Annotated in this window: 13 protein-coding genes; all 13 read right to left on the reverse strand. The window is 33.1% G+C overall.

Annotated elements, in window-relative coordinates:
- Window positions 1–50: 50 nt before the first annotated feature.
- The 13 genes from FYJ83_RS10745 to FYJ83_RS10805 are packed head-to-tail and all read right to left on the reverse strand — an operon-like array spanning window position 51 to window position 15,159.
- Entirely contained in the window at window positions 51–2,315 is a 2,265-nt protein-coding gene (locus tag FYJ83_RS10745; RefSeq protein WP_154440444.1) for a hypothetical protein, read from the reverse strand.
- A 14-nt stretch (window positions 2,316–2,329) separates the two neighbouring features.
- Window positions 2,330–3,259, reverse strand: coding sequence for a hypothetical protein (locus FYJ83_RS10750; protein WP_154440446.1), 930 nt, complete (start codon window positions 3,257–3,259; stop codon window positions 2,330–2,332).
- A 6-nt stretch (window positions 3,260–3,265) separates the two neighbouring features.
- On the reverse strand, window positions 3,266–4,462 hold the full coding sequence (locus FYJ83_RS10755; RefSeq protein ID WP_154440448.1) for a DUF5048 domain-containing protein: 1,197 nt from the start codon (window positions 4,460–4,462) through the stop codon (window positions 3,266–3,268).
- Window positions 4,452–5,369: a hypothetical protein gene (locus FYJ83_RS10760; protein WP_154440450.1), complete on the reverse strand. Its 918-nt coding sequence runs from the start codon at window positions 5,367–5,369 to the stop codon at window positions 4,452–4,454. Before FYJ83_RS10760 ends, FYJ83_RS10755 begins: the two co-directional genes overlap by 11 nt.
- Complete coding sequence (locus tag FYJ83_RS10765; RefSeq protein WP_154440451.1) at window positions 5,356–6,405, reverse strand: hypothetical protein; 1,050 nt, start codon at window positions 6,403–6,405, stop codon at window positions 5,356–5,358. Before FYJ83_RS10765 ends, FYJ83_RS10760 begins: the two co-directional genes overlap by 14 nt.
- A 13-nt stretch (window positions 6,406–6,418) precedes the next feature.
- Window positions 6,419–6,682, reverse strand: a complete 264-nt coding sequence (locus FYJ83_RS10770) for a hypothetical protein (protein WP_154440452.1) — start codon at window positions 6,680–6,682, stop codon at window positions 6,419–6,421.
- Window positions 6,683–6,734: 52 nt separating this feature from the next.
- Complete coding sequence (locus FYJ83_RS10775) at window positions 6,735–12,443, reverse strand: phage tail tape measure protein (RefSeq protein WP_154440454.1); 5,709 nt, start codon at window positions 12,441–12,443, stop codon at window positions 6,735–6,737.
- 24 nt (window positions 12,444–12,467) lie between these two features.
- Complete coding sequence (locus FYJ83_RS10780) at window positions 12,468–12,866, reverse strand: hypothetical protein (protein ID WP_154440455.1); 399 nt, start codon at window positions 12,864–12,866, stop codon at window positions 12,468–12,470.
- A 2-nt stretch (window positions 12,867–12,868) separates the two neighbouring features.
- The gene (locus FYJ83_RS10785) at window positions 12,869–13,192 is read right to left on the reverse strand and encodes a hypothetical protein (protein WP_154440456.1); all 324 of its coding nucleotides are present in this window, start codon (window positions 13,190–13,192) and stop codon (window positions 12,869–12,871) included.
- Window positions 13,193–13,217: 25 nt separating this feature from the next.
- Complete coding sequence (locus tag FYJ83_RS10790) at window positions 13,218–13,994, reverse strand: hypothetical protein (protein WP_154440458.1); 777 nt, start codon at window positions 13,992–13,994, stop codon at window positions 13,218–13,220.
- 14 nt (window positions 13,995–14,008) lie between these two features.
- Window positions 14,009–14,428 (reverse strand): hypothetical protein, encoded by a 420-nt coding sequence (locus FYJ83_RS10795; RefSeq protein ID WP_154440460.1) that lies wholly within the window; start codon window positions 14,426–14,428, stop codon window positions 14,009–14,011.
- Window positions 14,429–14,478: 50 nt separating this feature from the next.
- On the reverse strand, window positions 14,479–14,667 hold the full coding sequence (locus FYJ83_RS10800; RefSeq protein ID WP_154440462.1) for a hypothetical protein: 189 nt from the start codon (window positions 14,665–14,667) through the stop codon (window positions 14,479–14,481).
- Window positions 14,668–14,679: 12 nt separating this feature from the next.
- Window positions 14,680–15,159, reverse strand: a complete 480-nt coding sequence (locus tag FYJ83_RS10805; RefSeq protein ID WP_154440464.1) for a hypothetical protein — start codon at window positions 15,157–15,159, stop codon at window positions 14,680–14,682.
- Window positions 15,160–15,410: the final 251 nt, after the last annotated feature.

Below are 15,410 nucleotides of genomic sequence, written 5' to 3' on the forward strand. Positions count from 1 at the left end.
TATCATCCTTTCCATATAAAATTTTGCAATAAAAAAATACCTAAAAGGTATTAAGAATTTGTATCAAGCCATAATAAATTTGTATTTGTAGGTGGAGTAGAACCTTTATGATAAGATTTTATATCATTTTCAAACTGTGATAATTTAGTAGGCTTACTACTTAGGTCGTTATAGTTTCCACTCTTAGCAATAGAATGTAATCCTACTATCATATCTACAGGGTGTGTGGCAGGGTGAGTATATTTATTAGCACCATATTCTATATTAGCAAGTTTAGTTTTTTCAGTTGTAGTGTAATCTTCTGTGGATAGTTGTTTTCCAGAAACTTTATCTACTTTGGTGTTTAGTTGGGTATCAACATATTCCTTACTTGTCTTAGTATCTATATCTGCTTGTATATCCTCGTGAGCGGGAGTCCAGTCTGTAGCTTTGTTGCCTTTTTCAATCTTGATATTTTTTACTTCTAACCAATTACCAGATACATTATCTGAGGAAGAAATCATCACATAAGAGTATGGCGAGTCGGTTGACTTGGTAAATATAGCAGTTACCCTTTTAAAACTAGTTTCAGATAAAGTAGTAGTGGAAAGTAAGTGCGTAATTGATTGATTGTTTCCAACTGTATTCATTATATAAACATAATTTAGTGCTGGAATCTTACCTCTAGCTTCGAAAGATAATGTATAAACTTCACCTCTGACAAGTTGCATTTTTCTATACTGGGTTGATTGCATTATTCCTGCTGTACCATTAGATGTATATTCCCATCGAATAATCTTTGTAGGGTAACTGTCTTGTGATAGTATTTTACCTGTATTATATGCTACGAAGCCATCAGTGGCGGTTCCTATGGCTAAATTCCTACCACCAATCTCGATATTATCCATATCTTCCTTAGTAGCATATTCACTAGCACTCTTACCACCAAGTTTATCCGAGTCCTCAGCTTTATCAACTATACCATTATTGTTCTTATCATAATCTGATTTCATCATATTTCCATAACCAGCATTACCTAGTTCAGCTGATGTTACATAGTTTTTATCGTTTTCTAACTCTGATACTTTCTTAATTTTAAACTTATCTATAGCTTGTTTAACCCTTAATGGAGTCACATACTTAGCATTAGAAGTGCCAGTTTCAGCTTCAGCTTGGGTAGCTATCCCGTAATTTTGTACATTGCCTAGATCTACATCAGCTTTTTTCACATCATGAGGATTAGATTTATTTCCAATATGGCTTGTTAACGTAGCTAAATTATCAGTTATTTGTTTTTGTAATTTACCCAATGCAGATAATACAGTATCAGTGGCAGTGATTACAGCATTAGTAGCAGTAGATAATCCTGTTAAGACAGTAGACCTAACTGTATCAGCAAAATTAGATATAGTAGAGGATAGTTGAGTTCCAGTATGATTTGCTCTATTTTTTAAATTGGAATCCGTGTCATTTCTAGTTGCACCAGTAGCAATATCTTTAAGCTTATTCTTTTCAGCCAATGTATAGTTTTCATCACTTAATCCTTGACCTTCAGCTTTATCTACTTTATTGGTAACTGTATTCCAAGCATCAAGCAACCCTTGAGTTATTTTATCTAAAACAGTTTTATTATTATGAATATGTTTTTTGCTATTAGCATCGTTCCAATTGGATTTTTCTATATCTGAAGAAAACCTTTTGGATTCATTTTCAATTATTTCATTAGCGTTATGAGTATGCTCAAAGTCAGTTATTTGTTCCTTAGAGTGAACATGAGATTTTGGAGCTTTAGCATTTAAGAAAGAATCAACCTCAATTTTTTTATAATATACTCCATCATGTTCATGTTCCTTATCCGCGAAGCTATCAGGCGTTCTACCTTGAAATAAATCAGAGTCCAAACCACTACCTTTACCATCAACAGTTTTAATTTGTTCTAATGTCTGCTGTGGCGTCAAGTTCTTTTGTGCATTTAGTTCAACAGTATCTAGCTTTGTTTTATCCTCTTTTGCTAATAATCCGTCTACTTTACTTGTAGCCAAAGGTAAGGCATTTATTGATGTTGGAAACCATGTATCAGTTTCTAAGTCATATTGATAAGTTATATTTGTATCCTCTACAGTAGATTTCCAACCATCTTTAGCGTTTGGGTATCTGATTCTTAAATCATCAAATGTAGGCACGGTAGGTTTCCAAACAATTCCTTGATATATTTCATTCATAACATTTTCTAACTTTTCTTTAGTGCTTTGTAACTCCTGTTTAGTTGCTTTATCATCTAATTCTTGCTTTATGTCTTCATGTAAAACTACTCTATTAATTTTATTTATAGCCATTATTCAGCACCCCCTTATATAGAAGTATCTAGCCAGAGTTTTCGTTCTTTAGGATCTGGAGGAAGATTACCTCTAAACGGTATATACATTAATTGTTCTTTCAAATTTATATCTAACATTCCCTTAGTAACTGTTAGGGAATCACGACCGCCCTCTCCATGAGAGTGGGCATGTTTAAAATACAACTTTCCTACATTTTTATACCATCTTGCAACAATTTCTGTACCATCTTGGATTAATGATTGTGAATTTGCTGTAAGCCTAATAGTGTCGTAAAATCCATTATTGTGTATCACGAAATCAGTATAAGGAGTTTGCAGAACCCCATTAATTACTAAATCAATATTTTCTGTTGCTATATTCAAATTAGCTTCAGGAGGAATATTTTTATTACTACCTTGAAATATGTTAAAATCAAGTTGTCCTTGTGTAGCAGTCCATATAGTATAGTATCTAGCACTATTGCTATCAAATTCTTGGATTATTTCTCTAACCTCATCCGTTTTGGTATTAACAAAGGCAATAAAATAATCCCTTTTATCACTCATTGTATTTATTCCTTCTGATACAGTATTATTAATCAATCTGACTCTGCCATCTACAAACTCAACAATATATGCTTGTTTTCCATCTACAAATAATTGCATTTCCTGCTGTTTATCTAAAACAAAACCCTCAACTTCATCTTTAATAAATTTCTGCATACCAACTAAAGCATTTTGAAACTTATTCCACCTAGAAGCAGTTACAATTTTATTTTTAAATAATGGTTCCAGTTGGTCTAATTTCACTTGATCTATAGGTAAACCATCATTTTTCTTCATCTTTAGTTCTCGGTATTCTGCAAGATATTGCAAATCAGACCATCTTAAATCTTGTAATTCATCAAATTCATCAATTAAATATCCAAGTTCTTGGATAAATGTAGACTGGTCGTTTCTCAAATTTCATCACTCCTTTCGAACTGTAGGATATACCCTATGGGCTGTCAAATTCATTATCCCATCAACTTCTAAGGGGATATGAATACTATCTATTAGATATTTATCATTCAAATTAATCTCAGGTCTATTAAACTCTATTAGCTTATTTACATCTAAGAAATAAAGAGGTAGCATTGATATACTAACTTGTTCACAAAGATTATTATGTTTATAAAATTCATACCTTGCACGTTGTTCAGCTTGGTCAACTGTAAATATATTGTCATCAACGATTGTTTTAGGAACTTCACCTAATTTATTGATATTGAAGGGACTATCAGAATTATTATTGATTAATTCATGATGTATCTGAATACCGTTATCTAGTTGCTTACCCCAAATAATAATTTTATTTTTAACATTTTGAAAATCATAATTAAGATTATAGTCATTGACTAAATCATGTTCTTCTAGAAAGTTAAATGCAATAATGTCATTTTCATAGTTGGGCAGGGGATTGAGGACATATTTATTTTTAATCTTTTGATATATAAACCTTCCAGTTTCATCAAAGAATATCTCCCAATCCATAAATAAATCTCTTATTTCCTCTAAGATAGAATAGACAGTGTCAGTCGGTGTTTTCTCAATATCATAGGGTAGGGGAGAGGTATTCTGTTCTATATAGGTTTGAGTTTTACTTATCTTTCCTAGTCTCCATATAGCAGTTTCTAAAACTCCTGGGATACCTACATTAGCAGGTATTTTAGTTATAGCACCTAATTCACCACCTAGAGTTCCGTCTATGGTACACATTAAATCCAAACCTTCAATGTGTAGAGTTTTAGTAGATGAATTAAATTTTACAGAAGGATTGTTAATAGCATAAATACCTTTATTAAACCATACGATATTATCAGTTTTAAGACTTCTAACACCTAGTTCAACTCTAAACCATTTATCTATCCAAACCTTACTAGTTTCGGACACTAAAAAACTACTATCCGTAACCACCATCTCAATAGAGCAGGTTCTGCGAACAGTAGAATTAGCATCAATATTTATAGAGCCACCTATAGTATTTCCTTGTATTTCTCCAATTTTTCTAAATCTCCTAACTAGATTGTCTCCTTCTTTTACAAAGAAATTTTGTAAGAGTGAGATTCTAATAAATTTTTCTTGAACAGGCTGAAGGTGGACCTCAATCATTTCATTAGTTATCAATAGCAACACCACCAATTAATCCAGCAGTAGCCAAGCTATTCATATCAATACCACCAACTTCAATAAATTCTATATCAGTAGTATAAAGCAGTCTCTTTAATTCATTGATAGGGGAGAGGGTAGGAGCATTTACAATTGAAATCAGCATTGATTCGCCACTACCATCCTTATAAAATTTAGGCTTATTATCCGTTAAAAAGGCCATCATAGCACGCCTAATTTTTTTTTCCTCTTTAGGATGTATAGAACCACCTTGTATGGTTTTATCTGATACAATAGTACAACGGACTGTACCACGTCTATATTTAACATGACCATTTTTAGAGATAGTAGGGAATTGGCTTCCTAATGTTTCAGTTATGCCAGTAGGGATTACAGTTTCATAGTCGCCAACTTCCAAATCATACCTAAGCTCATATTGGGTATCTTTTCCAACAATCCATACCGAGCCAAATTCTGATTCTACTTCATCAATAGTTACTTCGCCTAAAATTGGATTTTCTACGGAACCACCCATAGGCTGAATACCATAGACATAATCTTCATAACTCTCTATAAATCTATCCTTGAACTCATAGAACTGGACAGCAGGGTCAAAGTCAATTGCTTTAAGATTTTCAAATGTGAATTCATCTTTTTTACGTCTACGGATAAGAAGTTGATTAATAGGAATGCCATTCAATTGAACATTCCCAGCTTCAAGATTATCACATTTCCAAAGGAATACAGTATCATAATCCCATTCTTTTTTATCAGGAGTGCATACAACATCTACACTCTCAATCATATGAACCTCATCAAATATTGAATTTTGGAATCTAGCTTTATCATATCTTGAAGTTTCATTCAGAGATTTGAAATATTCATTTTCTATATTAGCAAAAGGTGAGTAATCAAGAAATATCATTTAAATCACCTACCGTTTCATAAGTAAAGTCATATAAGCCATTGATGTGTTTAATACAAATAAATATAAGGTTGTTTGTGGTGCTTATCTCATTTTCACCTATTAGTATTTGCATAATATATTCTTCATCTAGCATTTTATATAGCTTAATTTTATTATTCTTATATTCCAGTTCAATTTTACTGTAATCTCTAGCAATTAACTGAAAGAATACAGAGTTATCAACTATATCCTTTAACCACATTTGAATAGTCCAGTTCCCAGTAAGCTTAAAACCTTCATCAAACCAAACACCGTTATCTCTTAAATCGACCATGCCATCATCTGTGTAAATGACAGGTTCAACATCAGGTATACCAATAATTCTTATTACGTTACAGGTAACTAAAATACTAGCTTCATCAGAAAGATTTTCAAGCTCAATAGCAGAGCTAAATCTGGGAGCCACATATCTAGGAGTGAATTCAATTAAACCAGTTGAATGGGTCATTTCATTTATAGTTGAAACTTGTAACTCAATATAATATTTCTGTCTACTTTCTAAATCACTAAATTCATATTGAATAGTATCACTATATATTTCAGGAGATTCACTAATTAAAACTTGATTATCATTGTAAAGTTTAAACCTATACGATTGTAACAATTCACCTTCAGACTGTTCATAAGTACCTTTAAACATTGCAGTTTGACTTCCCACTTCTCCATTGACAATAGTGGGGATAGATAGGATAGGGGAGCTAAAGCAATAAAAAAAGATAGGATTAGATTCGCCTATCAATATATTTGCATTATTATATACTTTTACAATAGCGACATATTGCTTTCCATTTTCCAAAGTATTAGCTGGTACAGTATGTTGATATCTAAATTCTTGAATTCTTTGTTTATACATAATTTGACTAGTATCTGAACTTAATTTAATCTCTAATTCATTGTAAAATATTTGTTGAGATATTCCTTCCACATTAAATCTAAAAGTATAATCATCAGTAGAAGGGAAAGGGAACACCTTCCTCAAATCTGGTATTGCCATCTAATCACCACCTTTAAGGCTTCTTGCAATCAATAAATTTATTGCTAAAATTTCCTTGTATTACTCTTATATATACTAAATCATTAGGCTCCAATGTTAATCCTTCTCTAGCTTTAATTTGCAATTCGGAACCGTTATATAAGACTGTATAAGTATTAGTAGATTCATTAAGTGATAAAACTTTAGCGGTAACAGTGTAGTCAAACTTTAACCTTTTCCCAAATTCTTGTAATTTCGTATCTATAGAATCTAGCAAAGCTTTTTGATATTTATTCATAGAATCACTCCTTAAAAAAGCAGGATAGGGAAGAGGACGAACCCTACAAACCCTATTTGTTTTGAATCGTTGTTCTTGGTAAGTTTAGTATTGCATCTTCGATTTCTCTAGCATCATGAACGTCTGGAAAGACTAATTTATCTATATGATTATGAACTATTTTAGCAGGTTGAGTTGTAGACTGATTTTGCACCACTGTAGGGCGGTTAATGGATTTTCTATCTAGGCTAGGAACATTTATACTAGGAACTAAACTTTGAGTGGTTTGTATGCTTTTTAGTGTATCTGAAACATTAGCAACCAATGAGCTAGTCGTCACATCCATTAATGTTTGCATGTTAGGTAAGAAATTTTTATATATATTTTCCTCTGGTATAAATAACTCACCTTTCAATGCTTTAACCATTTGTTCATTAGGTTTTGTGTTGAAAAATTTATTTACCAGATGTGGCAAATCTCTATTACCATCTCCTACAATTCCACCTTCGTGTTTCTTGTTGACGTTTCCAATAATCCCACCAATAGTACCGCCTATAATCGAACCAGGACCACCACCAATAATGCCTCCAATAATTGAGCCGATGCCACCGCCAATAGCACTACTTCCCATACCACTACTAGACGACCCTTGATTGCCACTACCATCAGGCGGACTGTAAAATCCCTGCTCACCAGCACCGTACTTTGGCGTAGGTAATGGAGTAGATAATTTGTCTACTAAGGCATCATACTCCCTAGCAATATCATCAAAGAATCCTGTTAATGTACCATATATCTCAACCCAATGTTGACCAAAAGTTTCATGTAAGGTTGTCATGGCTTCATCAGTCAGCTTATCAATATCCATGTAGTATCTATCTAGGTTTTCTTTCTCTGTAGCAAAAGCCTCATTAGTAAGCCTTTCTTTTTCAGCATATTTATCCTGTAGATCCTTTATCTCATCTTGATATTCTTTGATACGTCTTTGTTTTGCTTCAATTTGCCTTTTTAAGTCATTTTGATATTCCCATTCGTCATAGTCTTCTTTAGCTTTCTGCAAATCCTTTAAAGTTTGTTTTTGCAAATCCTTAAGTTCTTTACTATGTTGTTTCTCTAAATCCTCAATTCGTTCATTAGAATCTTTTACCTTCTCTTCAGTATCTTTAATTTGTTTTTCAACATTATCTATAGCGTCTTGGTCTACAACAAAATCAAAATCCCAAGTTCCATCTGCTAATTCCTTATATTGCCGTATGGTTTTTTGATTACGGATATTATCAAGTTTATTCCTTAGTTCCAGAAGTTCATTTTCATATTCTTGCCTTTTAATCTTTTCCTTTTCAATATCTTCCTGGCGTTTTAGATAAGCTTCACGTTCACGTTCCAATCCAAGTAATTCAGTCTGTTCCTCCGTTAAATCAGAGAGCTCTTTATTTTGTAGGGCATAATATCTATCTTCAAGTCGAGAGATTTCTTCTAATCTTTTAGACCTTTCAATATTCTCTTGTCTTAGCCGTTCATTTTCTTGAATCCTATCTATTTCATCCTGAATTCTATCTATTTGAGATTGCTTACTTGCGATTTCTGATTCCATTTGTTGTCTGATAAGCTTAAGTTGCTCATTAGCTAAACGTTGACGATACTCCAAGTCCATGTAAGCATTACGTTTTTCGGCTTCAATAATTTCACGCAATTTATTTCTTGTCATTTCTTCTTGTTTTATTACTATATTGGATAGTTCTCTTTCTAAATCCTTAGTAGTACTTACTAAATTTTTAGCTTCTGAATTTGATTCTAACCAAGCTTTTTTAATTCTTTGCATTTGCTGGAAAACTTTATCCATATTTTCCTGTTGGGATTTAGTGGCTTTATTGTATTGATTAATATAAGCTACAGTTTGTTCTGCATTAGAATCAAACCATAAATCAATATTATAATTTTTATTAGCATTACGGAGATCATTAGCTTTTTTATGCAATTCATCTTGTTCTTTTTGATATGATTTAATGATTTTCCGATTGTTTTCTATAATTCTTCCAGTTATTCTATGTTGTTCATTTAAGCCTTTAAGGCCTTCAATGCTATTAGCTAAGTTAAGCTGCTTATTTAATAAATCAGATGTTTTTTCTAGATTATCATTTTTAGTTTTTATAGCTCTGATTTCTGCATCAATAGAATCTAAAAATTTACGTTCATCTTTTTTATCTTTAGATTTAGAAGTGGAAACTCCATAGTTTTTATCGTTTAGCATATCTTCTAACATATTCGAACGCTTTTCAGCTTCTTCAAGGAATTTTATAGCATTTTCATAATTAGCTAAATCAGACTCTAAACTTTTCATTTCATCATCAAAGTATTGATTATAATTTTTACCAAAATCTTTATCACTTATTATTCCTAATGGATCTATAACTTTAGTCACATCAGAAATAGCATTAGCTTTTTTTATAGCTTCTTCATGAGCAATCCTTTGTAATGCAACTCTAGCAGTAGCAAGATTTTTAAGTTGTTCAATTTCAAGACCATAGTTCTTGATTCTAGATTCAACTTGAGTCTTAACAGCATTAGCTAAATCCATTTCAGACTTTATGCCATCAGTGGCAGTTTGAATTTTAGCTTGCCTTAAATTTTCTAGAGCAGAAACTTCGACTGTATAACCTTTGGTAGTTTGCTTAACAGCCTCAGTATTAAGATTGTATTTTTCGATTAGATCTAATATGGTATCTATAGATAATGACTGCCCACGTTTGACATCATATATAGCTTGATTTAATGTTTTTAAATCATCAAAGCCTTTTTTAGCAGCAGTACCCATGTTACTTAATGCTGTTTTGAGGTCAAATGTAGCTTTTGTAGTATCCCTAATAGCCTTACTATCTCCAAAGGCATTCTCCATAGCTAAGACAAAATTATCTAATTCAGGCTTTCCTTGTGCAAAGTTTCTAACCAATCTCATGATAGCATTACTAGTTTCATCGATACCTTTAGTATCATTATTAGCTATAGCTTTTTGATACTTTTCAGACCATTCCTCAAAGTCAGAGGAAGTAAATTCTTTTATAGCTTTTTCTAATTCATCCCTGAGTTCAAATATATTTCTAGGAGCTTGAGATAATCCTTTAGCTAATTCCGTAGCATAAGCTCTAGCACTATCGGATATAGTTACACCACTTTGGCTTAATTGGTTAGCAATCTTAACAGCATCTTCTTTTAAAAGTTGTTGTGTTTCTTTAGTATCCTCTGCTATAGAATTTCTTACATCACCTAATGCTTTGTCAAGATTAGATTTTTCTCTACTTAAATTACTAATATAATCTCTTAGTATTTTAGCTCCATGTTCAGTAGAACCATCAATCTTTGCTGTACCAGATAGAGATGTAGTAATTTCTTTATTTACAAGAGCATTAGTATATTTATTAATTTGCTCTTGTATTTTTAATAAATCGGTTTCTAGTTGTTCTTTTTCTGCTAGGTGTTTTTTAAGACTTTCAACATCTTGATTATTTCTACCTTTAACGGCCGTTTCAAGGTTTTCTTCTTCTATAGCTTTTAATTCTTCTAAGGCTTTAATTCTATTTTGAATAGCATTAGTAGAGTCTGCATAAGCTTGACCTTCTGTATCAATTCCAGTAATGGAAACTCCATATAATTCAACTAATTCTTTTTGTATTTCTTTTAGTCTTGTCTTTTCATCGGCAGTAGCAGTAAGGTTTTTCTCTTTATCCTTTAGAGTTTCATATTCTCTAGAAAGTTCAATCAATCCTTGCCTTTGTTCCTCATAGGACTTAATATTATCCTTTGCTACTTCAATTGCTTTTGCCTGCTCTTCTCTTTGTTTTTTAATAGCATTAGTTATAGCTATAATAGCACCTACAGCAACAGAAAGAGTAAGCAATCCAGCATTAGCTTGAATAAAGGCACCAACCCCAGTTGCACCAGATTTAAGTGCAGATGTAAGATTTAGAACAGAACCTTTTAAGTCTGTTATAGATAATGATACCTTGGGAAGTTCAACCCCAAATGTTTTCATTCCTAATTGTAAGGTCTTTACGACTAAGAATGTACTTGTAAAAGCAGATATTGTATCTTGAGCACCCTTAGGTAACTTAGTAAACATAGTTAATGCACTAGTTCCACCATCGGCTAATATCTTTAAAGAACCACCGACACCAGCATCACCCATAGCAACAGCTAAAGCTTCCATAGATGCTTTTAGAGATTCTTGTTTCTTTTCTAGAGTTTCCATTGCATCAGCATTTTCACGCATAGAGTAACCTTCTGCATCCATCATATTATTAAGTACACCTTGAACATTAGCTAATCTTTCAATCATACCTATAAAATAGTTTCTTCTGTAAACACCAGCTGCAGCTTGAGAAATGTCTCTTTGTTGAAGGTCATTCCATTCTTCTTGCATACCTAATGCATTGGATAATTCTTCACTAAATAAATTAGCATCATCAGCAGATTTTACAAATCCATCTTGAATATCAGCAGATAGAGTATTCCAGTTAGAAGCTATATCTTTAAATATATCTAGAACATTTCTAAATTGAGTCTTAGCTGAATCAGCAAACATACTAATTCCTAAATCTTCAAGTGTTTTAATTGATCCTGGTCTTTGAATGTATGACAAGATAGAGTTAAGAGCATTACCAACTTCTTGTCCAGTACGGCCTGAAGCTTCACGCATAACAGTTAATATTCCTAAAGTTTCTTCAAGGGATAAATTCATTATTCTAGCAGCACCAGATGAACGTAATAATCCATCAACTAAATCTTGAGAAGTAACAGAATGTCTATCAGCAGTGATATTAATCTTATCCATTACTAGAGCCATATCCTCAGCTTGTAGGTTCCATTGAGCCATAATACCAATCATAGCTTCAGTAGCTTGAGTTGCATCTAATTCAGCAGTATTTAGAGCGAGTAGGGAAGTCTTAGTAAGTTCTAGAGAATCAGCTACATTATAACCGGATTGAGCCCATCGTAAGGCTACACTTTGAACATTTGTAAAAGTTTGGCCGTAATCTACACCTAGTTTAAACAAGTTGTCTCTATATTCATCAAATACGAATGATGAATCGGTCATAACTCTAGCAATCTCAACCATTCCCATTTCAACTTCTTTGATAGTTTGGGTAGCTTCTTTTGCAGCATTAGTCATGCCATAAAACACTCCACCAGTAGCGAACCAAGATACACGTCTTTGCATCTCATCGCCAAACCAGTCGGGGTTTTCTCTAGTCTTGTCAGATATTCCAGCTCTAGTTTGAGCTCTTAATATATCTAGTTGTTCCTTTAATTGTTGAGTTTGTTTAACTTCCTCAGCCGATAGTTTCCCTTCGGATTGTAGTCTAGCTTGAACTAATGCCAATTGCTCTCTTATTGTACCAGCTTGCTTGGAATATTCATCACTTAATCCTTTAGCTGTAGCTCTTTGTTGTATAGATGCAGCTTGAGCTTGCATTTGAGCCAAGGAACTTTCTTTCATACTTTTAGCCATATCTCTAACGGTAGTAGAAGTTGCTTTAGCTTCATCTTTTATAGTTTTAAATGGTTTGCCCCATTGGTCTAGTATCTGCTTATTTCCTATGTTGCCTAATTGAGAAGAGAATATATTATTAATATCCTTAACAGAACTCAGGGCATTGTCCTTCATAATAGCCAATTCTTTATTTAAGTCAGATACAACTTTTTCAAACTTTAAAGTTGAAGATATGGCAGGGGAGTAATCAAGCCCCAAAGACTGCATTATTTTTACGATACTATCATCATTCATATAATCACCACACTTTCTAGTGCGTTACATTCCACTAAACATATTTGCTATAGCAGCGAACTGATTAACTGTTGGAGGTTCTCCATTGTTTTGTGGGGTAGGGGATAGAGTGGAGGTACCTAACATATTAGGTAGTCCCATCTTTATTGAAATGTTTTCTTCGGCTCCATCCAGAATGGCCATAATTTGAGGGATGGTTCTACGAGCAATTTCCTCATAAGCCATCCCTGTATGATATAACACTCTCGAATAAATCTTCCCCCAATCAGGGGGCTTGTTATCGTCTTTGATAAGGATAGAAATTAAACTTTCTTTAGAATCAGCTTCGTCAACTTCAAGCTTTCTATTTGTGCATTCAGCCTTTAAATCACTATCAGTCCAGTTTTTATATTTATTTTCCTTATCATCACTGGAAGGAGCCAAACTTATCCCGATAGATCACACAACTTTCTAAAGAATTTCCTTAAATCAACAACATTCCAACCATAATCCATTACTTTTTCAAGAGATACAGGATTACTTTCTTCATCAAAGCAATATCCAGTTAACCATCTATTAACTTTTTCTTTAGCTTTTTCATTAGCAATATTAAATAATTGAGTATCTATACTTAGGTTATCTTTCATAAATTCTTCAATATCTTTTAACTCAATAGGCTTTACTATATAAGATTTTTCTTTAACAATAAAAGAATCCCCGTCCCCTAACATAACGGAAAGGGGAGTAGGGGATTTGTTTGCCTTACTCATAAGATTACCTCCTTATATTCGATTTTTATTTCAATGGAGTAGCCATATAATCAACAGCTCTGTTATTTCCTCTAGGTTTTAGAATAGTGAAGGTTATAGTAATAGGTTGTGGTTCTCCACCTTGAGCAGGAGGGTTGATTGAACCCATTACTTTTGCTTTATCTAATATCAATGCAGTGTTATATAAGGTTTCATCTTCACCAGTAGCCTCACCAGAGATAATTACTTGATACGATTCTCTCTTTGGGGTTTTAGGAAGTCCAAATTTAGTTACATTAGTAGCTTGAAAATCATAAGTAACAAATAAAGCTTTACCAGCATCTTCTTCATTAAATTCTAATTTTCCCCCAGTAAGCTTATATTTCCCAGTCGTTACATCAGCTTCAGCTTTTTCCCAAGGCTTGCCATGAATATCTACTAAAATGAGAGAATCTGCCAATGGTGTATTTGCTAACGTGACTTCAAATGGAGCTTCATCAGGTACAAGTATTTCTTCATCAATTATTGGGAATGGAGCACTTGCCACTTCTTCAATTTCGTCTCCCATAAAATAAGCATATAACTCAGGTGGCATAAACCCTAATTGGATAGCTACAGTACCTTCGATAGAGGTGTCAGGTTGTGCGGCGTTCCATAAGCTATTACCATCACCGATAGGAGTACCATTGATTGTGATGTTAGGTGTAATAGATTGAACAACACCATTTCTAAAATATGAGGTTAATGCACTTCTAACAGGTCTGCCATCTACATACTTGTTAAGCATAAATTTACCAGCTTTACTAAAATAAATTGGTTGCATAAAAACACATCCTTTCAAATTGTTCTATAAAATTTAAATCTACTCCCACAACAAAAAAAACCTTGCATGGTGGGGAGTTCACCAAGTTGGCCATTAAAATAGGTATATCTTTTATTTATTTTCTTCTTATGGAGTAACTTCTTTACGTGTTCTTGAATTTCCCAAGCCTTAAAATCATGAATTGCAGGTACATGAATATCTATTTGAACAACAGATTGCAAGAAACTTTCATTTTTTGTAGGTCTATCTGGTACAAAGTAAATACAAAGTCTTTTTTCATTAGTTGCTAAATCATTCCATTGGCTACGTTTTATAATTCTTTTAGCAATTTCGATATTAGGCTTACCTGTTAAATCTAAGAGTTCCAATATTTTAGCATTTTGAATTATGAGTCTTTGTATTGCATTTAAGTCAGCAGAGGGAGTAAAAGCCATAAAACCACCACCTTTAGGGCATAAAAATAACCCCATATGGGGTTTCTAGTTTATAAAATTTTTATTTCATTGAAATCAAAAACAAAGCACGATTCTACTTTTAAAGGGCAATTATCAAGTTTTATAATCATTCCAACACTTCCAAATACAGTTCTAGTTATATCATCGATAACTCCTGTTTCGTTGTAGTGAGGATGATTACTATCTATGATTTTTACTTTTTTACCGATTAAGTCCATCTTAAAAAAACCTCAATTCTTATCAGTTATAATAAATTTACTAAAAGGAAAATTCCTTATAGTTTCTTTGATTTTTTCTTTCATCCTTCCGTTTTCCATCCACCTAGCAGCAGTTTTAATCGCATGAGATGGGGGAGTAGGAGAGAATATGCCAGCTCCTTCAAGGTCAAATCCACCTTTGCCATGACCAGTGATAGGATTACCAAATATATCTACTTGACCAGACGTATTAGGTCTAGTTCTGATTTTATTATCACGTCTAGCAGGGTTCCAAGCAGGGCTATTTTTATATGATTCTAAGGCAGGATTTGAAGTATCCATTAAGCTACCAGTTCCAAACTCATCCATAACAGCCCATGCACCACCAGCTATAGATGCAGCAATTACATTAGCTACGTCTTTAATTTCTTCATCATGTAAACTTTCCTTACCTTCAGGAGTTTGCATACCTTGTTTAGCTTCATTTAGTAGTTCTTGTTGTAGGTCTTTCATAGCATCAATTAAACTTTGCCTAAAGGCAGTAATACAACCTTGACTATCAAATCTTATCCCATGAAATCACCTTCTTTAGAGAGTTCTTTAAGATACTCATTTAATTTCTTGTGGCTCCTAATAGATGGTGATATTTGGACATTTCCATTACATACACATAACACCGTCCTATATGTGTACATTTGATAGCTAAGGTGAAAATTATCTTCTCTATTAGCATTGGGGTGATGAAAACTAAATATCCCACCATA

It is taken from the genome of Tissierella pigra (genome assembly GCF_009695605.1).
Lineage (GTDB): Bacteria > Bacillota > Clostridia > Tissierellales > Tissierellaceae > Tissierella > Tissierella pigra.

Bases quoted from the DNA above. Each gene is read 5' to 3' on its own strand.
- FYJ83_RS10800 (WP_154440462.1), bottom strand. From the start codon at position 14,667: ATGGACTTAATCGGTAAAAAAGTAAAAATCATAGATAGTAATCATCCT.
- FYJ83_RS10745 (WP_154440444.1), bottom strand. From the start codon at position 2,315: ATGGCTATAAATAAAATTAATAGAGTAGTTTTACATGAAGACATAAAG.
- FYJ83_RS10790 (WP_154440458.1), bottom strand. From the start codon at position 13,994: ATGCAACCAATTTATTTTAGTAAAGCTGGTAAATTTATGCTTAACAAG.
- FYJ83_RS10805 (WP_154440464.1), bottom strand. From the start codon at position 15,159: ATGAAAGACCTACAACAAGAACTACTAAATGAAGCTAAACAAGGTATG.
- FYJ83_RS10770 (WP_154440452.1), bottom strand. From the start codon at position 6,682: ATGAATAAATATCAAAAAGCTTTGCTAGATTCTATAGATACGAAATTA.
- FYJ83_RS10785 (WP_154440456.1), bottom strand. From the start codon at position 13,192: ATGAGTAAGGCAAACAAATCCCCTACTCCCCTTTCCGTTATGTTAGGG.
- FYJ83_RS10775 (WP_154440454.1), bottom strand. From the start codon at position 12,443: ATGAATGATGATAGTATCGTAAAAATAATGCAGTCTTTGGGGCTTGAT.
- FYJ83_RS10765 (WP_154440451.1), bottom strand. From the start codon at position 6,405: ATGGCAATACCAGATTTGAGGAAGGTGTTCCCTTTCCCTTCTACTGAT.
- FYJ83_RS10760 (WP_154440450.1), bottom strand. From the start codon at position 5,369: ATGATATTTCTTGATTACTCACCTTTTGCTAATATAGAAAATGAATAT.
- FYJ83_RS10795 (WP_154440460.1), bottom strand. From the start codon at position 14,428: ATGGCTTTTACTCCCTCTGCTGACTTAAATGCAATACAAAGACTCATA.